This is a genomic window from Pseudomonas sp. BMW13, from assembly GCF_013357275.1.
GTDB classification, from domain to species: domain Bacteria; phylum Pseudomonadota; class Gammaproteobacteria; order Pseudomonadales; family Pseudomonadaceae; genus Aquipseudomonas; species Aquipseudomonas khazarica.
In genome coordinates, this window is record NZ_SUKD01000002.1 from 333309 (window position 1) to 351871 (window position 18563).

At 64.6% G+C, this 18563-nt stretch carries 16 protein-coding genes; 10 read left to right on the forward strand and 6 right to left on the reverse strand.

Annotated features, from left to right (window positions below):
- Positions 1-131 precede the first annotated feature (131 nt).
- From E4487_RS02645 to clpB, 3 genes are all read left to right on the forward strand, one after another.
- Entirely contained in the window at positions 132-617 is a 486-nt protein-coding gene (locus E4487_RS02645; protein WP_037050890.1) for a glutathione peroxidase, read from the forward strand.
- Between the two features lie 132 nt (positions 618-749).
- On the forward strand, positions 750-1487 hold the full coding sequence (locus E4487_RS02650) for a nitroreductase family protein (protein ID WP_175252664.1): 738 nt from the start codon (positions 750-752) through the stop codon (positions 1485-1487).
- A 129-nt stretch (positions 1488-1616) separates the two neighbouring features.
- On the forward strand, positions 1617-4181 hold the full coding sequence (gene clpB, locus E4487_RS02655; RefSeq protein ID WP_152489537.1) for an ATP-dependent chaperone ClpB: 2565 nt from the start codon (positions 1617-1619) through the stop codon (positions 4179-4181).
- A gap of 198 nt (positions 4182-4379) precedes the next feature.
- Here the strand turns inward: clpB and dld are convergent, their stop codons facing one another.
- The 3 genes from dld to E4487_RS02670 all read right to left on the reverse strand — a co-directional run bounded on the left by dld (position 4380) and on the right by E4487_RS02670 (position 9018).
- Entirely contained in the window at positions 4380-6095 is a 1716-nt protein-coding gene (gene dld / locus E4487_RS02660; RefSeq protein WP_175252665.1) for a D-lactate dehydrogenase, read from the reverse strand.
- A 4-nt stretch (positions 6096-6099) separates the two neighbouring features.
- On the reverse strand, positions 6100-7239 hold the full coding sequence (lldD, locus tag E4487_RS02665; RefSeq protein WP_037050879.1) for an FMN-dependent L-lactate dehydrogenase LldD: 1140 nt from the start codon (positions 7237-7239) through the stop codon (positions 6100-6102).
- 84 nt (positions 7240-7323) lie between these two features.
- Complete coding sequence (locus E4487_RS02670; RefSeq protein ID WP_037050877.1) at positions 7324-9018, reverse strand: L-lactate permease; 1695 nt, start codon at positions 9016-9018, stop codon at positions 7324-7326.
- Between the two features lie 302 nt (positions 9019-9320).
- Between E4487_RS02670 and E4487_RS02675 the strand changes: the two genes are divergently transcribed.
- Positions 9321-10088 (forward strand): FCD domain-containing protein, encoded by a 768-nt coding sequence (locus E4487_RS02675; protein ID WP_037050875.1) that lies wholly within the window; start codon positions 9321-9323, stop codon positions 10086-10088.
- 64 nt (positions 10089-10152) lie between these two features.
- Here the strand turns inward: E4487_RS02675 and smpB are convergent, their stop codons facing one another.
- Positions 10153-10635, reverse strand: a complete 483-nt coding sequence (gene smpB / locus E4487_RS02680) for an SsrA-binding protein SmpB (RefSeq protein WP_175252666.1) — start codon at positions 10633-10635, stop codon at positions 10153-10155.
- Between the two features lie 127 nt (positions 10636-10762).
- Between smpB and E4487_RS02685 the strand changes: the two genes are divergently transcribed.
- Genes E4487_RS02685 through E4487_RS02695 form a run of 3 tightly spaced genes read left to right on the forward strand, consistent with a single transcriptional unit; the run spans position 10763 to position 12914 of the window.
- Positions 10763-12166, forward strand: a complete 1404-nt coding sequence (locus E4487_RS02685; protein WP_037050868.1) for a sodium-dependent transporter — start codon at positions 10763-10765, stop codon at positions 12164-12166.
- Positions 12167-12601: a type II toxin-antitoxin system RatA family toxin gene (locus tag E4487_RS02690; RefSeq protein WP_037050863.1), complete on the forward strand. Its 435-nt coding sequence runs from the start codon at positions 12167-12169 to the stop codon at positions 12599-12601.
- Complete coding sequence (locus E4487_RS02695; protein ID WP_037050860.1) at positions 12594-12914, forward strand: RnfH family protein; 321 nt, start codon at positions 12594-12596, stop codon at positions 12912-12914. Before E4487_RS02690 ends, E4487_RS02695 begins: the two co-directional genes overlap by 8 nt.
- Positions 12915-12991: 77 nt before the next feature.
- Here the strand turns inward: E4487_RS02695 and E4487_RS02700 are convergent, their stop codons facing one another.
- Positions 12992-13510: an outer membrane protein assembly factor BamE gene (locus E4487_RS02700; protein ID WP_037050859.1), complete on the reverse strand. Its 519-nt coding sequence runs from the start codon at positions 13508-13510 to the stop codon at positions 12992-12994.
- 94 nt (positions 13511-13604) lie between these two features.
- On the opposite strand from E4487_RS02700, the gene fur reads away from it, so the two are divergent.
- Positions 13605-14009 carry a ferric iron uptake transcriptional regulator gene (gene fur, locus E4487_RS02705; RefSeq protein ID WP_037001567.1) on the forward strand — a complete coding sequence of 135 codons (405 nt, stop codon included), beginning with the start codon at positions 13605-13607 and terminating at the stop codon, positions 14007-14009.
- Positions 14010-14134: 125 nt separating this feature from the next.
- Here the strand turns inward: fur and recN are convergent, their stop codons facing one another.
- Positions 14135-15811 carry a DNA repair protein RecN gene (gene recN / locus E4487_RS02710; RefSeq protein ID WP_175252667.1) on the reverse strand — a complete coding sequence of 559 codons (1677 nt, stop codon included), beginning with the start codon at positions 15809-15811 and terminating at the stop codon, positions 14135-14137.
- A 160-nt stretch (positions 15812-15971) separates the two neighbouring features.
- Between recN and grpE the strand changes: the two genes are divergently transcribed.
- A complete protein-coding gene (gene grpE, locus E4487_RS02715; protein WP_037050856.1) occupies positions 15972-16541 on the forward strand; it encodes a nucleotide exchange factor GrpE in 570 nt (189 codons plus the stop codon).
- 99 nt (positions 16542-16640) lie between these two features.
- Complete coding sequence (gene dnaK / locus E4487_RS02720; RefSeq protein WP_037050854.1) at positions 16641-18557, forward strand: molecular chaperone DnaK; 1917 nt, start codon at positions 16641-16643, stop codon at positions 18555-18557.
- Positions 18558-18563 lie beyond the last annotated feature (6 nt).

Sequence of the window (18563 nt, forward strand, 5' to 3'; positions counted from 1 at the left end):
GAACCACTGCTAAGCTGAAGTTTGCGATAAAGGCGCCTCAGGGCGCCTTTTTCATGCATGCCCGTTGGTCTTCGGGCCAGCCGTTTCAGGGCCACGCGCCCGCTGCACTGAATTCGCTGAGGAAGTTCGTCATGAGTGCCTTTCACGATCTCAATCTACGCGCGCTGGACGGCCAGGAACTGCCGCTGGCGCCCTACAAGGGCCAGGTGGTACTGGTGGTCAACGTCGCCTCCAAGTGCGGCCTGACCCCTCAGTACGCCGGGCTGGAGAAGCTCTACCAGCAGTACAAGGGCAATGGCTTCACCGTGCTCGGTGTGCCCTGCAACCAGTTCGCCGGCCAGGAACCTGGCAGCGAGGAGGAAATCCGTGAGTTCTGCAGCCTCAACTACGGGGTGAGCTTTCCGCTGGGCAGCAAGCTGGAGGTCAACGGCCCTGGGCGCCATCCGTTGTATCGCCTGCTTGCCGGTGAGGGCGCCGAGTTTCCGGGCGACATCACCTGGAACTTCGAGAAGTTCCTGGTTGGCCAGGACGGTCGCGTGCTGGCGCGTTTCTCCCCACGCACCACGCCGGACGACCCGGCGCTCATCCAGGCCGTCGAGAAAGCGCTCGGCCTCTGAGCCGTGGGCCTGCCTGCTCGAACGAGCCGGCAGGCGTGGCGAATCGGCCAAAACCACGGCCATTTCCTCATGCACCCTTGTTCATGCGGTCGTCCGCTTGCTTAATCGGACGACTTGCCGAGGAGTGCAACCATGACCAGCTTTCCCAACGAGCAATTGCCTGCCATGGCATCGCCGGCCGAGTTGCGTGCGCTGATCGAAGGGCGCCGTGCCGTGCGCCGCTTCACGCCCGAAGCGGTGGCGGAGGAGGTGATCCGCGACTGCCTGGAGCTGGCCGTGCTGGCGCCGAACTCCTGCAACCTGCAGCCCTGGAGCTTCCAGGTCATTCGCGACCCGGGCCTGCTGGCCCGCCTGCACCCGGTCTGCATGGGCCAGAATGCTGCGCGGGCGCCACTGATCATCGCCGTGCTGGCCCGTCCGGACACCTGGCGTCAGGCGTGCCGCAACGTTATCGACTACTGGCCGGAAGCCGAGGTGCCGGCGCGCATCCGCAGCTTCTACAGCAAGACCGCGCCGTTTCAGTACAACCAGGGGCCGCTGGGACTGCTCGGGCTGTTCAAGCGCCAGCTGGTACGCCTGCTGGGGCTGCGCAAGGCCCTGATGCGAACGCCCAACAGCCGGGCGGACATGCGCCTGTGGGCGGTGAAGTCCACTGCGCTGGCGGCCGAGAACCTGATGCTGGCCTTCCACAGCCACGGTTACGCGACCTGCCCGATGGAAGGCTTCGATGAAGTGCGCCTGCGCCGCGTGCTGGAGATTCCGCGCCAGGCCATACCGATCATGCTCCTGGCCGTCGGCCGCCAGGGCGAGAAGGGCGTGTACAACCCGCGCTTGCGCTTCCCGCTGGAGCAACAGGTCACCTGGCTGTAGCCGCGCTTGACCTGGATCAAATCGCCTGATCTTGAATACGGCGTAATCGTCCTTATCTAGTCTTCATCTCGGCGGGTATCGGTTTTCGGGGATGTTGTCCCGGCCCGCTCTTCTGGAGGAAGGACATTTATGCGTATCGATCGTTTGACCAGCAAGCTGCAACTTGCACTCTCCGACGCCCAATCCCTGGCCGTGGGCATGGATCACGCGGCCATCGAACCGCTGCACCTGATGCAGGCCCTGCTCGAGCAGCAGGGCGGTTCGATCAAGCCCCTGCTGATGCAGGTGGGCTTCGACATCAACAGCCTGCGCCAGGGCCTGACCCGCGAGCTGGACCAGCTCGGCAAGCTGCAGAACCCCACTGGCGACATCAATCTGTCGCAGGACCTGGCACGCCTGCTCAACCAGGCCGACCGCCTGGCCCAGCAGAAGGGCGACCAGTTCATTTCCAGCGAGCTGGTGCTGCTCGCCGCCATGGACGAGAACACCAGGCTCGGCAAGCTGCTGCTTGGCCAGGGCGTATCGAAGAAGGCCCTGGAAAATGCCATCGCCAACCTGCGTGGCGGCCAGGCCGTCAACGACCCCAATGTCGAGGAGTCGCGCCAGGCGCTGGACAAGTACACCGTCGACCTGACCAAGCGTGCCGAGGACGGCAAGCTCGACCCGGTGATCGGGCGTGACGACGAGATCCGCCGCACCATCCAGGTCCTGCAGCGGCGTACCAAGAACAACCCGGTGCTGATCGGTGAACCCGGTGTCGGCAAGACCGCCATCGCCGAGGGGCTGGCGCAGCGCATCATCAACGGTGAGGTGCCCGATGGCCTGAAGGACAAGCGCCTGCTGTCGCTGGACATGGGCTCGCTGATCGCCGGCGCCAAGTTCCGTGGCGAGTTCGAGGAGCGCCTCAAGGCGGTGCTCAACGAGCTGGCCAAGCAGGAAGGCCGGGTGATCCTGTTCATCGACGAACTGCACACCATGGTCGGCGCCGGCAAGGCCGAAGGCGCGATGGATGCCGGCAACATGCTCAAGCCGGCGCTGGCGCGGGGCGAGCTGCATTGCGTTGGCGCCACCACGCTGGATGAGTACCGCCAGTTCATCGAGAAGGACGCCGCGCTGGAGCGTCGCTTCCAGAAGGTGCTGGTGGACGAGCCGAGCGAGGAGGACACCATCGCCATCCTCCGTGGCCTGAAAGAGCGCTATGAGGTGCACCACGGGGTGACCATCACCGATGGCGCGATCATCGCCGCGGCCAAGCTCAGCCATCGCTACATCACCGACCGTCAGCTGCCGGACAAGGCCATCGACCTGATCGACGAGGCCGCCAGCCGCATTCGCATGGAGATCGACTCCAAGCCCGAGGAGCTGGATCGCCTGGATCGCCGCCTGATCCAGCTGAAGATCGAGCGCGAGGCGCTGAAGAAGGAAGACGACGAGGCGACCAAGAAACGCTTGATCAAGCTCGAAGACGACATCGCCAAGCTGGAGAAGGAGTACGCCGACCTCGACGAAATCTGGAAGTCGGAGAAGGCCGAGGTGCAGGGTTCGGCGCAGATCCAGCAGAAGATCGAACAGGCCAAGACCGAGCTGGAGGCCGCACGGCGCAAGGGTGACCTCAACCGCATGGCCGAGCTGCAGTACGGCGTGATCCCCGATCTGGAACGCAGCCTGCAGATGGTCGACCAGCACGGCAAGAGCGAGAACCAGCTGCTGCGCAACAAGGTCACCGACGAGGAGATCGCCGAGGTCGTTTCCAAGTGGACCGGCATCCCGGTGAGCAAGATGCTCGAGGGTGAGCGCGAGAAGCTGCTGAAGATGGAAGGCCTGCTGCACCAGCGGGTGATCGGCCAGGACGAAGCGGTGGTCGCCGTGGCCAACGCCGTGCGCCGTTCGCGCGCGGGGCTGGCGGACCCGAACCGACCGAGCGGCTCGTTCCTCTTCCTCGGCCCGACCGGGGTGGGCAAGACCGAACTGTGCAAGGCGCTGGCCGAGTTTCTCTTCGACACCGAGGAGGCGCTGGTGCGCATCGACATGTCCGAGTTCATGGAGAAGCACAGCGTGGCGCGCCTGATCGGTGCGCCGCCCGGTTACGTCGGCTACGAGGAGGGCGGTTACCTGACCGAGGCGGTACGCCGCAAACCCTACTCGGTGGTGCTGATGGACGAAGTCGAGAAGGCGCACCCGGATGTGTTCAACGTGCTGCTGCAGGTGCTCGAGGACGGCCGGCTGACCGACAGCCACGGGCGTACCGTGGACTTCAAGAACACCGTGATCGTGATGACCTCCAACCTGGGCTCGGCGCAGATCCAGGAACTGGTCGGCGACAGGGAAGCGCAGCGCGCGGCGGTGATGGACGCGGTGAGCAGCCACTTCCGCCCCGAGTTCATCAACCGGATCGACGAGGTGGTGGTATTCGAACCGCTGGGCCGCGAGCAGATCGCCGGCATCGCCGAGATTCAGCTGCAGCGCCTGCGTGGCCGCCTGGCCGAGCGTGAGCTGAGCCTGGAGCTGACGCCGGAGGCGCTCGACAAGCTGATCGCCGTCGGTTACGACCCGGTGTATGGCGCACGCCCGCTCAAGCGTGCGATCCAGCGCTGGATCGAGAACCCGCTGGCGCAGCGCATCCTGGCAGGCGACTTCGCTCCGGGTGTGCAGGTCAAGGCCAAGGTGGAGGGCGACGAGATCGTCTTCGCCTGATCGGTCGCAGCGGCAAACGACAAGGCCCGCCAATTGGCGGGCCTTTTTTGTAGCCCGGATGAAAACCGGAAAATGGCAGTCAGGGTGACCCGGATTGCATCCGGGCTACAGGGTCAGCCCCGGACTGTATCCGGCTGTGTGCTAATCCGTAGGAGCGGCTTCAGCCGCGAAGCTCTGAAGCCGCTGCTGCGTAACGTATCAGCAGCAATCGCCCCAGTGCTTCTTCTTCGAGGTATGGCCGATACCGGGATTGAAGCTGTTGGTCGGGTCGAGTTCGCGATAGAAGCCCGCCAGCGCCGGCTTGGCCACGTACAGGTGGCCGACGTTGTGCTCGGCCGGATATTCGGCGCGGCGCTCGTCGAGCAGCGCCCACATGCGGTGTTCCATCGCGATCGGGTCGTTGCCTTTCTTGACGATGTAGTCCTGGTGGAACACGTGGCAGAAGAAGTGCCCGTAGTAGAGCTTGTGGATGATCTGCTCCTCCATCTCGTCCGGCAGTGTCTCGACCCAGTCGCGATCGTTGCGGCGCAGGGCGATGTCCAGGGCGAGGATGTCCTCGACGCTGCTGCGGTGCGCCTCGCGGTAGCGGATCGCGGCACCGGCGACGGCGAAGCGATGCAGGAACGCCTTGCGGCCTTCCTCGGCGTCGCATTCGAAGTAGGCACCGCTGTCGCTGCCAGCGAAGAACTCGGCGAGGAAGGCGCGGGTCTGCTCCAGGGTGTCGTTGGACACCCGCACCAGCAGGTGATGCTCGAAGCGGTCGCGGTACTCGCGCATGCGCGCGGGCAGGTGGCTGGGCAGCAGGTTCATCAGCGCCTGGATCACTTTATCGGTCACGCCACGCAGGCCGAAGCGCTCGAAGAACCCGTCGACCCGGCTCTTCATGGCGAAGGCCGCCGGGACCCTGGAGGTGCCGAACTTGTCGATCACCAGAAAGGTGTCCTTGCCGTACTTCTCGCCGATGTCGAAGGCGGTGCGGTGGATGTATTCCCCCGCGATCGGCAGGCGCGGCAGCCTGGCCAGCAGGTGGCGGCGCACCTCGGTCAGGTCGTGCGGGTCGTTGCTGCCGATGTAGAACACCGTGCTCGGTTCCTTCGGGAAGGTGTCCAGGCGCACCGCGAACAGGCACAGCTTGCCGGCCGAACCGGAGGCCTCGAACAGGCGTGACGGGTCGGCATTGAAGCGCGCCGGGGTGTCGGCGTCGACATCGCGCACGTGCTCGCCATAGCGTGCGTCGGAGGCCTTGGCGGTGGCCTCGTTGCGTACCTGTTGCGGGCTGTAGTCGCCCTGCTGCAGGCGGGTGAGGATTTCCTCGGGGCTGTCGCCCAGCTCGATCCCCAGGTGATTGACCAGTTCCAGCGAGCCGTCGTCCTTCACCTGCGCGTACAGCGCCAGTTCGGTGTAGGCCGGGCCACGGCGTACCAGGGCGCCGCCGGAGTTGTTGCAGATGCCGCCGAGCACCGAGGCGCCGATGCACGAGGAGCCGATCACCGAGTGCGGTTCGCGATTCAGCGGTGCCAGCGCCTGTTCCAGGCGGTCGAGGGTGGCGCCGGGCAGGCACACTACCTGCTGGCCATCGTTGATCAGTTGCACGCCGCTGACGCGCAGGGTGCTGATCAGCACGATCTCACGGTCGTAGTCGTCGCCGTCGGGGGTGGAACCGCCGGTGAGGCCGGTGTTGGCGGCCTGCATGATGACGATGCGATCAGCCGCGACCGCCGCCTGGAGAATGCGCCATTGCTCCAGCAGGGAGCCCGGGCGCACCACCGCCAGGACGTTGCCCTCGCCGGTACGGTGGCCCTTGCGGAAGCGCCGCGTGCCTTGCTCGTCGGTCAGCACATGGCTGGCACCGACGATCTGGCGCATCTGCGCCAGCAGGTCTTCACGGCTCGGGGTGGTGGCGGCAGCGGTCATCGACTCAGCGCTCCTTTACCAGCAGGTCCGAGGAGATCTCGGCGATGGACTTGGCGCCCGTCAGCACCATGGCCACGCGCATCTCCTTCTCGATCAGGTCGAGCAGGTTGCTCACGCCGGCGCCACCGGCGGCAGCCAGGGCGTAGATGAAGGCGCGACCGAGCAGCACGGTATCGGCGCCGAGGGCGAGCATGCGCACCACGTCCAGGCCGGTGCGGATGCCGGAGTCGGCGAGAATCTTCAGGTCACCCTTGACCGCGTCGGCGATGGCCGGCAGGGCACGGGCGCTGGACAGCACGCCGTCGAGCTGACGACCGCCGTGGTTGGAGACGATGATGCCGTCGGCACCGAAGCTGACGGCGTCGCGGGCGTCTTCCGGGTCGAGGATGCCCTTGATGACCATCGGGCCGTCCCAGAAGTCGCGGATCCACTCCAGGTCCTTCCAGGAGATCGACGGGTCGAAGTTGGCGCCCAGCCAGCCGATGTAGTCGGCCAGACCCGTGGGGTTGCCACGGTAGGCGGAAATGTTGCCCAGGTCATGCGGCTTGCCCAGCAGACCGACGTCCCAGGCCCACTGCGGGTGAGTCATGGCCTGCAGCACGCGGCGCATGGCCGCGTTCGGGCCGCTCATGCCGGAGTGGGCGTCGCGGTAGCGGGCGCCGGGCACGGGCATGTCCACGGTGAACACCAGGGTCGAGCAGCCGGCGGCCTTGGCCCGCTCCAGGGCGTTCTTCATGAAGCCGCGGTCCTTCAGCACGTAAAGCTGGAACCACATGGGCCGGTCGATCGCCGGCGCCACTTCCTCGATCGGGCACACCGACACGGTGGACAGGGTGAAGGGCAGGCCCTTGGCCGCTGCCGCCTTGGCCGCCTGCACTTCGCCGCGGCGGGCGAACATGCCGGTGAGGCCGACCGGCGCCAGGCCGACCGGCATCGACATCTTCTCGCCGAACAGCTCGGTGGACAGGTCCAGCTCGGACATGTTCTTCAGCACCCGCTGCCGCAGCTCGATGTCCGACAGGTCGGCGACGTTGCGGCGCAGGGTGTGCTCGGCATAGGCACCACCATCGACGTAGTGGAACAGGAAGGGCGGCAGCTTGCGCTGAGCGGCGGCGCGATAGTCGGTAGAGGCAGAAATGATCATGGGCTCATCCTGTTGCTGAAAAAGGGGAAGCGTAGCCTGACGGCAAGAGCCCCGGCATGGCCGGGGCGCAGTGGAACCGTGTGCTCAGCGGGCGACCAGCGGGTCGCTGATGCCCAGTACGTAGATCGCGACCAGCGCGATGATGCCGGTGAACAGCACGTAGTACAGCGTCGGCCAGATGGTCTTGCGCAGGGTACTGCCTTCGCGACCCAGCAGGCCAACGGTGGCCGATGCCGCGACCACGTTGTGGATCGCCACCATGTTGCCGGCGGCGGCGCCCACGGCCTGCACCGCGACGATCAGCGCGCTGGAGATGCCCAGGCTGCTGGCCACGCCGAACTGGAACTGGCTGAACATCATGTTGCTGACGGTGTTGGAACCGGCGATGAACGCGCCCAGGGCACCGATGCTCGGGGCCAGCAGCGGGTAGATGCCGCCGACGCTGTCAGCGACCCAGCGCGCCATCAGGATCGGCATGCTGGCCAGCTCGGCACCGTTGACGCCGGAGTTGATCAGGATACGCACCATCGGCACGGTGAACAGCAGCACGAAGCCGGCGCTGAGCAGCACGCTGGAGGATTCCTTGACGGCCTTGCCCAGGTCACGCGCCTTCATGCCGTGCAGGAAGAAAGTGGCCAGTACCACGGCGACCAGAATGCCGCCTGGCAGGTACAGCGGCTGGAAGCTGGCGCTGACACCGGCTTCGCCGAGCAGGTCGGGGAAGTTCACCACCACGGCTTTCAGGGCGTTGCCCACCTGCGGGAACACGCGGCTGATCACCAGCAGGGCACCGACCAGCACGTAGGGCAGCCAGGCGCGCAGTGCGCTCATCGGCTTGGCGGTCAGCTCGTCCAGTTTCATCTCGACGCTGCCCAGCCATTCGCTCGGCCATTTGTCCGCCGGGGCGAAGTCCCAGGTCTGCTTCGGTACCAGGAAGCCGACGCGTGCGGCGCTGGTGACGATGGCCAGGCCGATCAGGCCGCCCAGCAGGGAGGGGAATTCCGGGCCGAGGAACACACCGGTGAAGACGTAGGGGATGACGAAGGCGAAACCGGCGAAGATGGCGAACGGCAGGACTGCCAGGCCGGCTTTCCAGCTTTTCTCGGCACCGAAGAAGCGGGTCAGCATCATCGCCATGATGGTGGGCATCAGGACGCCGACGGTGGCGTGGATGATCGCCACTTCACTGGTGATCAGTTGCAGGAACTGCGCCCAGGAGGAACCTTGCTCCACCAGGTGGGCGCCGATGGTCGCGGTATCCAGGCCGGTGTTGACGCCGACGATGATGGGCGTGCCGACCGCGCCGAAGGACACCGGCGTGCTCTGTACCAGCATGCCCATCAGCACTGCGGCCATGGCCGGGAAGCCGATGGCCACCAGCAGCGGGGCGGCGATGGCGGCCGGGGTACCGAAACCCGAGGCGCCCTCGATGAAGCAGCCGAACAGCCAGGCGATGATGATGGCCTGGATGCGACGGTCAGGACTGATGGTGGTGAAACCGGCACGAATGGCGGTGATGCCGCCGGAATGCTTGAGGGTGTTCAGCAGCAGGATCGCGCCGAAGATGATCCACAGCAGGCCGAGGGTGATCAGCAGGCCTTGCAGGGTGGAGGCCAGCACGCGGTTGAGGCTCATGTCCCAGGCGAACAGGCCGACGGCGGCGGTGACCAGATAGACCAGCGGCATGGCGCGCTTGGCCGGCCAGCGCAGGCCGATCAGCAGGATGGCGGCGAGCAGGATCGGCGAGAACGCCAGCAGGGCGAGAATTCCGTTGGACATGGGGCTTACTCCGCGGCAAGGCGCACGCGGCGCAGTAGCAGGGGGGATGCGGTATTCGGCAGACGTGCGGCGCTATGGGACTTCATGGCGTGACCTCGACGACTCGTTCTTGTTATTGAATCGGGTTAATTGGTAAGACCAATTTACAAAACAGCCGGCTCAGGTTAAAAGTCGATCAATGCGCTGTCAAATCGCAGGGCTAAGACTTTGGTCGTAGAATGCTGTCTTGTTCGTCGCGGGGCGGCGCTATAGGCTTGCGCCATGCTGCATATGGCCTGGTCAAACCAATGGAGAAGCGCGCAATGGAAGTAGGTCTGGTGCGACAGCGTCGTCTCTCGGACGACATCGTCGCGCAACTGGAAACCATGATTCTCGAAGGCACCCTGCGTGCCGGCGAGCGGCTGCCTGCCGAGCGCGCACTGGCCGAGCAGTTCGGCGTGTCACGTCCGTCCCTGCGCGAGGCGATTCAGAAACTGGTGGCCAAGGGGTTGCTGGTCAGCCGTCAGGGTGGCGGCAACTATGTGGCCGAATCACTGGGCTCGACCTTCAGCGACCCGCTGTTGCACCTGCTGGAGAACAAGGAGGATGCCCAGCGCGACCTGCTGGAATTCCGCCATACGCTGGAAGGTTCCTGTGCCTACTACGCGGCCCGGCGAGCCACCGATATCGACCGGCAACGGCTGAGCGAGGCGTTCGAGGCCTTGCAGGACTGCTACTCGCGCGCTGGCAAGGTCACGCGAGCCGAGGAGGGCGCGGCCGATGCGCGCTTCCATCTGGCGATTGCCGAAGCCAGCCACAATGCCGTGCTGCTGCACACCATCCGCGGCCTGTTCGATCTGCTCAAGCGCAACGTGGTGACCAACATCGGTGGCATGTACGCCCAGCGCGAAGAAACCCGCGACATGCTGATCAGCCAGCACCGGGCGCTGTTCGAGGCGATCATCGAAGGGCGTGCGGAGGACGCGCGCGACCTGTCCAACCGGCACATCGACTATGTGCAGGAAGTGCTGGCGGAAGTTCAGCTGGAGGCTCGGCGCGTGGCGCGAGCGCAGCGTCGGCAGGGACTATAGGCAGCTACAAGCTACATGCAGGAGCCAGAGTCGCTGTGAAAGCGCTCATGGCCCGCAGCCGCTGTCAGTCGTCCTTGCCCTTGCTGCGCATGGCGCGCTGGACTTCACGGTTGGCGTCACGCTCTTTCTCGACGTGGCGCTTGTCGAAGTCCTTCTTGCCCTTGGCCAGGGCGATCTCGCATTTGACCAGGTGCTGTTTCCAGTACAGCGACAGGGCGACGCAGGTGTAGCCCTTCTGCTGCACGGCACCGAACAGCTTGTCCAGCTCGCGCTTGTTCAGCAGCAGCTTGCGCGTGCGGATCGGGTCGGCGATGACGTGGGTGCTGGCGGTTTTCAACGGGGTGATATGCGCCCCCATCAGCCAGGCTTCGTCGTCCTTGAGCAGTACGTAGCTGTCCACCAGCTGGGCCTTGCCAGCGCGCAGGCTCTTCACTTCCCAGCCAGTCAGGGCGACGCCCGCCTCGAACTTCTGTTCGACGAAATAATCGTGCAGCGCCTTTTTGTTCAGCGCGATGGTGCCTTGTGGATGTTTCTTTTGCTTAGCCATAGGGCGCGCATTATAGGGAGTCGCCCGCGCCTGCGCCATGGGGCTTTACCGAGCCAAGCTTGAGCCTGCCCGGCTAATCTTCGACAATGCGCGATCTTTTTCCCGTAGTGATGGGGTGTTGGCCGTAATGGCGAGCGACAACGTTTCGATTCATGGCGCCTGGGCCAGTCGGTGGGTATTCATTCTGGCGGCTACCGGCTCGGCAGTCGGCCTCGGCAATATCTGGAAGTTCCCCTACATGACAGGGGTCTATGGCGGCGGTGCATTCGTCGTCATGTACCTGTTCTGCATCGCCCTGGTGGGCGTGCCGATCATGCTGGCGGAAACCCTGATCGGTCGGCGTGGCCGGCAGAGCCCGGTCAATTCGATGAAGAGCCTCGCCATCGAGGCGGGCGCGTCGAAAGGCTGGTCGCTGGCGGCGCTGGGCGGCATGGTCGCGGCCCTGCTGATCCTGTCTTTTTATAGCGTGGTGGCCGGCTGGTCGCTGGACTACATCCTCAGCATGGGGCGTGGCGACTTCACTGGCATCACCGCCGAAGGCGCCGGTGCGGCGTTCGGCGGGCTGACTGCGGACCCCTGGCGGCTGACCCTGTGGCACAGCCTGTTCATGCTGATCACTGCGTTCGTCATCGCCAAGGGCGTGGTCGCGGGGCTGGAGCGCAGCCTGCGCATCATGATGCCGCTGCTGTTCGTGCTGCTCCTGGTGCTGCTGGGCTACAGCTTTACCACCGGGCACTTCCGTGAAGGCTTCGATTTCCTCTTCCATTTTGACGCCAGCAAGGTGCAGGGTGGCATTCTCGCCGCCATGGGGCATGCCTTCTTCACCCTGAGCGTCGGGGTCGGCTCGATCATGGTGTACGGCGCCTACATGCCGAAGAAGGCATCGATCGGCGCCACCGTGCTGACCGTCGGCCTGCTCGATACCCTGGTCGCGCTGACCGCTGGTCTGGCCCTGTTTCCCATCGTCTTCGCCGCCGGCCTGGAGCCGGGCGGTGGTCCTGGGCTGATGTTCGTCACCCTGCCGATCGCCTTTGGCAACATCGCCTTCGGTCAGGTGATGGGGCTGATCTTCTTCGTCCTGGTGGCCGTGGCGGCGTGGAGTTCGTCGATCTCCATGCTCGAGCCGGCAGTCGCCTACTTCGTCGAGAAGAGCGGACGCAGCCGTGCCCTGGTCACGGCGGTGCTGGCGCTGCTGTGCTGGCTGGTCGGTATGGGCACCGTGCTGTCGTTCAACGTCTGGGCCGAGGCCAAGTTCTTCGTCTTTGCCGAGGATGGCTTCCACCTGCTGCAGTGGGGCGCCGAGGGCGGCAAGACCTTCTTCGACAGCATCGACTACCTGACCAGCCGCATCCTGCTGCCACTGGGTGGCCTGGCGTTCGCCCTGTTCGCCGGTTGGGTGCTCAGCCGTGATTCGGTGCGTGACGAGTTGGCGATCAAGAGCCCGTTGCTGTTCAATCTCGCCCTCTGGCTGATTCGCGTCGTGGCGCCGATCGGCGTTCTGATCGTTTTCATCGCGGAGCTGAGCAAGTAAATGACTACTCGAATCCAGCGCTCGGCGTTGCTGCCTTATCCGGCGCAGGCGCTGTTTGACCTCGTCAACGATGTCGCCAGCTACCCGCAGTTCCTGCCGTGGTGCCGCGCCAGTGAAGTGCTGGAGGTCAGCGAGACGCACATGCTGGCTAGTCTCGAGGTGGCCAAGGGCAGCATCAGCCAGCGTTTCGTCACGCGCAATGTGCTGCAGCCCGGGCAGCGCATCGAGATGAACCTGCAGGAAGGACCGTTCACCAGCCTGAACGGTGTCTGGGAGTTCAAGGCGCTGGGCGACAAGGCCTGCAAGATCAGCCTCGATCTGACCTTCGACTACGCCGGGCCGCTGGTGCGCGCTACCCTCGGACCCCTGTTCAACCAGGCGACCAACACCATGGTCGATGCCTTCTGTCAGCGAGCCAAGCAACTCTATGGATAAGCCGAGCATTGCGATCGAAGTGGTCTACGCGCTGGCCGAGCGGCAGAAGCTGCTGCGCCTGTCGGTGCCGGTCGGCACCACGGTGCGCGAGGCGGCGCTGCGCTCCGGCATGCAGCAGTTCTTTCCCGAACTGGATCTGCAGCAGGCCCCGCTGGGCATCTTCGGCAAGGCGGTCAGCAAGCCGGAGGAGCGCGAGCTGGTCGAGGGGGAGCGAGTGGAGATCTACCGCCCGCTGATCGCCGACCCGAAAGAGGTGCGCAAGCAGCGTGCGGCCAAGGCCAAGGCCCGGGAAGAGGGCGACGAGTCGGCCTGAGGCACAGCGCTTGCTGCCACGTGGCGAGCAGACATGAAAAAGCCCGGAGCGAGTCCGGGCTTTTTCATGTCTGGGTGTTACTGCGGTTCGGTGTCCAGCGGCTCCGGCGTCGGTACCGGCACGGTTTCCACCTGGTCGACTTCGCGCTGGATCTGCTCGAGCAGCGAGCCAGGTGCCGGCGGCGTGTCGTCCTGTGGCTTGGCCTGCGGCTGCGTACTGGTGGTATCGCTGTCCTGGCCAAGGATGGCCTGGTCGCGGCTTACGCCGGGCATGAAGTCGCCGGCCAGGCCGACCAGCTGGTCGCTACCGTCGAAGACCAGGCTGACGCGTTCCTGCAGGCGCTGACCGCCACCTGGCTGGATGCTGTAGAGATAATCCCAGCGATCGGCATGGAAGGTGTCGGTGATCAGCGGGTTGCCCATGATAAACCGCACTTGGCGTCGGGTCATTCCGGGACGCAGCTGGTCTATCATGTCCTGTGTCACGACATTGCCCTGTTGAATGTCGATCTTGTAAACCCCGGGGAATGAACAACCGGCGAGTGCGAAGAGCCCGGTCAGCGACAGGCTGGTCAGCAAGAGCTTGGTTTTTTGCATCGGAGGGTGACTTCCACTATCTTGGGCAACTTGAACCCCGGATCATACCCGTATTGAAGGGTGCTGCGAAACAGCATCCATGAGAAAGCAGACCATGGTTGAAAATAACGAACTGCGCAAAGCTGGACTGAAGGTGACTCTGCCACGGGTCAAGATCCTGCAGATGCTCGACAACGCCGAGCACCGCCACATGAGTGCGGAAGATGTCTACAAGGCACTGATGGAGGCAGGCGAGGACGTCGGCCTGGCGACCGTCTACCGCGTACTGACCCAGTTCGAGGCGGCGGGCCTGGTGGTTCGCCACAACTTCGACGGTGGCCATGCGGTATTCGAACTGGCCGATAGCGGCCATCACGACCATATGGTCTGTGTGGATTCCGGTGAGGTGATCGAGTTCTTCGACGCCGAGATCGAGAAGCGCCAGAAGGAAATCGTGCGTGAGCATGGCTTCGAACTGGTCGATCACAACCTGGTGTTGTACGTACGCAAGAAGAGCTGATGCTTCTGCTGCGATGAAAAAGGCGACCCTCGGGTCGCCTTTTTATTTATTGGGCTCGGGAGCCGTGCCCGGTTGCCGGTCGTGACGCCTGGCCTGCTTCACCCGGGCTGCGGCGACGGCCTGTCTCAGGCGGCCTGGGCGCTGGTGACCATCTTGCGCGCGTGCGCCAGAGATTCTTCGGTCAGGTCGACGCCGCCGAGCATGCGCGCGATTTCCTCGACGCGGCCGTTCTCGTCCAGTCTGCTCACGGCCGTGGACGTGGCCTCTTCGCCGCGGCGCTTGTGGACGAACAGGTGCTGATGGCCCTGCGCAGCCACCTGGGGCAGGTGGGTCACGCAGAGGACCTGGCCGCGCTCGCCCAGGCGGCGCAGCAGTTGCCCGACGACCTCGGCGGTCGGGCCGCCAATGCCGACGTCCACTTCGTCGAAGACCAGCGTCGGGACGCGCGAGGTCTGTGCGGTGATCACCTGGATTGCCAGGCTGATACGTGACAGCTCGCCACCCGAGGCCACCTTGGCCAGGCCGCGCAACGGTTGGCCGGGGTTGGCGCTGACCAGGAATTCCACGGTTTCCAGGCCATTGGCCTGTGGCTCTTCGCTGTTCATGCTCTGCAGCTGGATGTTGAAACGCCCGCCGGGCATGCCCAGTGCCTGCATTTCCTGCTCGACGGCTGCGGCCAGGCGCTCGGCGGCGCTGCCGCGCAGCGCGCTGAGTTCGGCGGCCTTCTCCTGGTAATGACGGGCGTAGGCGGCCAGTTCCTCGGCCAGGCGTTCGCTGGCCTGGTCGTCGGCATTGAGGCTCTCCAGTTCCTCGAACAGTCGTTGCTGCAGGGCGGCCAGCTCGGTGGGCTGGATGCGGTGCTTGCGGGCGAGGGTGTAGATGGTGTCCAGGCGTTCTTCGAGGTACTGCTGGCGTTGCGGGTCGGCGTCGAAGTGATCGACGAAGCGGTTCAGTTCGCCCACGGCCTCCTCGACCTGGATTTGCGCGCTGGCCAGCAGGTTGCTCGCTTCGCCCAGCGCGCCGCCCTGGCCGCCGAAGGCGCCAAGCCGGTTGAGGCTGGCGGTCAGCGCCGACAGCACGTTGCCGGCATCGCTTTCGCTGCACAGCTCGAGTACCTGGCGACAGGCACCGAGCAGCGCTTCGGCATTGCTCAGGGCCTTGTGTTCGCGCTCCAGCTCGTCCAGTTCGTTCTCGCCCAGGGCCAGGTTTTCCAGCTCTTCCAGCTGGTAGCTGAGCAGCTGGTGGCGGGCGCGCTGCTCATCACCCTGGCTGGAAATGCGCTGTAGGTCGTTGCGCGTCTGCTTCCAGCGCTGTGCGGCCAGCTGCACCTGGCGCGCCAGCTCCTGGCTGCCGGCGTACTCGTCGAGCAGGCGGCGGTGGGTGTCGCTCTTGAGCAGTGACTGGTGTTCATGCTGGCTGTGGATGTCGATGATCAGCTCGCCGAGCGCCTTGAGGTCGGCTTGCGGGCAGGGGCTGCCGTTGATGTAGCCGCGCGAGCGCCCCTCGGCGGTGATCACCCGGCGCAGGATGCACGGGCCGTCGCTGTCCAGGTCGCGCTCGGCGAGCCAGCTGCGGGCTTCGGGGATCTCTGCCAGGTCGAAGCTGGCGAGGATGTCGGCCTTGTCCGCGCCGGGGCGCACCACGCCGCTGTCGGCACGGTCGCCCAGGCACAGACCGAGGGCATCGAGCATGATCGACTTGCCGGCACCGGTCTCGCCGCTGATGGCGCTCATGCCGGCATCCAGCTCGAGGTCCAGGTGGTCGACGATGGCGTAGTTGTGTATGGACAGGTGCACCAGCATGGCGAACGCTCCCGAATTTGATGTCTGGTTATTTATACAGTGTTTTTTCTTTCCCTGACAATCCTCCTCTATCGCCCCTTGAAAGCTGTGGATTTGACTCCATATAGGCGGGCAGGTGCGCGGGCCGGACTCGCGCCGATTCATTCGAGAGGAGATAGGCATGGCTGACGAACAGAACCTGGATACGCAGAACCCCGAGGCTCAGGCGGCCGAGAATGTCGCGCCGAGCGATGACCTGGCGGCTCGCGTGCAGGCACTGGAAGAGCAGCTGGCTGCAGCGCAGGACCAGTCGCTGCGCATGGCGGCCGAGCTGCAGAATGTGCGTCGTCGCGCCGAGCAGGACGTGGAGAAGGCGCACAAGTTCGCCCTGGAAAAATTTGCCAACGACCTGCTGCCGGTCGTCGACAGCCTGGAACGTGGTCTGGAGCTGTCCAGCCCGGACGACGAAGCGATCAAGGGCGTGCGCGAGGGCATGCAACTGACCCTCAAACTGTTCATCGACACCCTGGCGCGTCATCAGCTGGAAACGCTGGACCCGCATGGCGCTCCGTTCAACCCGGAGCATCACCAGGCCATGGCGATGGAAGAGAGTGTCAACGTCGAGCCGAACTCGGTGCTCAAGGTGTTCCAGAAGGGCTACCTGCTCAATGGCCGCCTGCTGCGCCCGGCCATGGTCGTGGTGAGCAAGGCGCCGACCACGCCGCCGCCGTCCATCGACGAGCAGGCTTGAAATTTTCGGGGGCGACCCCATTTCTGAGTCAAGCGTTTTAGTGCTACCGGCGCCTGCGAAGCGAGGCGACGGAAAAATCAAAGTTTCGGGAGAATTTTCATGGGCAAAATCATCGGTATCGACCTGGGGACCACCAACTCCTGCGTCTCCATTCTGGAAAACGGCAACGTCAAGGTGCTGGAGAACGCCGAAGGCGCTCGCACCACGCCGTCCATCATCGCTTACGCCAACGACGGCGAAACCCTGGTTGGCCAGTCGGCCAAGCGCCAGGCCGTGACCAACCCGCACAACACCCTGTATGCGGTGAAGCGTCTGATCGGTCGTCGTTTCGACGAGGATGTCGTGCAGAAAGACATCCAGATGGTTCCGTACAAGATCGTCAAGGCTGACAACAACGACGCCTGGGTCGAGGTCAACGGCCAGAAGATGGCCCCGCCGCAGATCAGCGCCGAAGTGCTGAAGAAGATGAAGAAGACCGCTGAGGACTACCTCGGCGAGCCGGTCACCGAAGCGGTGATCACCGTTCCGGCCTACTTCAACGACAGCCAGCGTCAGGCCACCAAGGATGCCGGTCGCATCGCCGGTCTGGACGTCAAGCGCATCATCAACGAGCCGACCGCGGCTGCGCTGGCCTATGGCATGGACAAGGCCAAGGGCGACCACACCGTGATCGTCTATGACCTGGGTGGCGGTACCTTCGACGTGTCGGTGATCGAGATCGCCGAGGTCGACGGTGAGCACCAGTTCGAAGTGCTGGCCACCAACGGCGACACCTTCCTCGGTGGCGAGGACTTCGACATTCGTCTGATCGACTACCTTGTCGACGAGTTCAAGAAAGAAACCGGCATGAACCTCAAGGGCGACCCGCTGGCAATGCAGCGCCTGAAGGAAGCTGCCGAGAAGGCCAAGATCGAGCTGTCCTCGAGCCAGCAGACCGACGTCAACCTGCCGTACATCACTGCAGACGCCAGCGGTCCGAAGCACCTGAACGTGAAGATCTCCCGCTCCAAGCTGGAGTCGCTGGTCGAGGACCTGGTGCAGCGCACCATCGAGCCGTGCCGCACCGCGCTGAAGGATGCCGGCATCGACGTCAGCAAGATCGACGACGTGATCCTGGTCGGTGGTCAGACCCGCATGCCGCTGGTGCAGAAGACCGTTGCCGAGTTCTTCGGCAAGGAGCCGCGCAAGGACGTCAACCCGGACGAAGCCGTGGCCATGGGCGCTGCCATTCAGGGCGCGGTACTGGCCGGTGACGTCAAGGACGTGCTGCTGCTGGACGTTTCCCCGCTGACCCTGGGTATCGAAACCATGGGTGGCGTGATGACCGCGCTGATCGAGAAGAACACCACCATCCCGACCAAGAAGTCGCAGGTGTTCTCCACTGCCGACGACAACCAGAGCGCCGTGACCATTCACGTGCTGCAGGGCGAGCGCAAGCAGGCGGCGCAGAACAAGTCCCTCGGCAAGTTCGACCTGGCCGAGATTCCGCCGGCTCCGCGTGGCGTGCCGCAGATCGAAGTGACCTTCGATATCGATGCCAACGGCATCCTGCACGTGTCCGCCAAGGACAAGGCCACTGGCAAGCAGCAGTCCATCGTGATCAAGGCCAACTCCGGTCTGTCCGAGGAAGAGATCGAGCAGATGGTGCGTGACGCCGAGGCCAACGCCGAGGAAGACCGCAAGTTCGAAGAGCTGGCCACTGCGCGCAACCAGGGCGACCAGCTGGTGCACGCCACCCGCAAGATGCTCACCGAGGCGGGCGACAAGGCGACTGCCGAGGAGAAGGCCGCCATCGAGAAAGCCATCGGTGAACTGGAAGTCGCACTGAAGGGTGACGACAAGGAAGCCATCGAGGCCAAGATGAACGCCCTGTCCGAGGCCACCACGCCGCTGGCGCAGAAGATGTACGCCGAGCAGCCGCAAGCCGGTGCCGCCCAGGCGGACGCCGGTGATGCCAAGGATGCCGGTGACGACGTGGTCGACGCTGAGTTCGAAGAGGTCAAGGAGAACAAGTAAGGGATG

What these genes read in the sequence shown, in the direction of transcription:
- dld (WP_175252665.1), bottom strand. Translation starts at nt 6,095, where the DNA reads ATGACCGCTGCCGCCACCACCCCGAGCCGTGAAGACCTGCTGGCGCAG.
- E4487_RS02690 (WP_037050863.1), top strand. Translation starts at nt 12,167, where the DNA reads ATGACTACTCGAATCCAGCGCTCGGCGTTGCTGCCTTATCCGGCGCAG.
- E4487_RS02650 (WP_175252664.1), top strand. Translation starts at nt 750, where the DNA reads ATGACCAGCTTTCCCAACGAGCAATTGCCTGCCATGGCATCGCCGGCC.
- smpB (WP_175252666.1), bottom strand. Translation starts at nt 10,635, where the DNA reads ATGGCTAAGCAAAAGAAACATCCACAAGGCACCATCGCGCTGAACAAA.
- E4487_RS02700 (WP_037050859.1), bottom strand. Translation starts at nt 13,510, where the DNA reads ATGCAAAAAACCAAGCTCTTGCTGACCAGCCTGTCGCTGACCGGGCTC.
- E4487_RS02645 (WP_037050890.1), top strand. Translation starts at nt 132, where the DNA reads ATGAGTGCCTTTCACGATCTCAATCTACGCGCGCTGGACGGCCAGGAA.
- grpE (WP_037050856.1), top strand. Translation starts at nt 15,972, where the DNA reads ATGGCTGACGAACAGAACCTGGATACGCAGAACCCCGAGGCTCAGGCG.
- E4487_RS02685 (WP_037050868.1), top strand. Translation starts at nt 10,763, where the DNA reads ATGGCGAGCGACAACGTTTCGATTCATGGCGCCTGGGCCAGTCGGTGG.
- dnaK (WP_037050854.1), top strand. Translation starts at nt 16,641, where the DNA reads ATGGGCAAAATCATCGGTATCGACCTGGGGACCACCAACTCCTGCGTC.
- clpB (WP_152489537.1), top strand. Translation starts at nt 1,617, where the DNA reads ATGCGTATCGATCGTTTGACCAGCAAGCTGCAACTTGCACTCTCCGAC.
- fur (WP_037001567.1), top strand. Translation starts at nt 13,605, where the DNA reads ATGGTTGAAAATAACGAACTGCGCAAAGCTGGACTGAAGGTGACTCTG.
- recN (WP_175252667.1), bottom strand. Translation starts at nt 15,811, where the DNA reads ATGCTGGTGCACCTGTCCATACACAACTACGCCATCGTCGACCACCTG.
- E4487_RS02675 (WP_037050875.1), top strand. Translation starts at nt 9,321, where the DNA reads ATGGAAGTAGGTCTGGTGCGACAGCGTCGTCTCTCGGACGACATCGTC.
- lldD (WP_037050879.1), bottom strand. Translation starts at nt 7,239, where the DNA reads ATGATCATTTCTGCCTCTACCGACTATCGCGCCGCCGCTCAGCGCAAG.
- E4487_RS02670 (WP_037050877.1), bottom strand. Translation starts at nt 9,018, where the DNA reads ATGTCCAACGGAATTCTCGCCCTGCTGGCGTTCTCGCCGATCCTGCTC.
- E4487_RS02695 (WP_037050860.1), top strand. Translation starts at nt 12,594, where the DNA reads ATGGATAAGCCGAGCATTGCGATCGAAGTGGTCTACGCGCTGGCCGAG.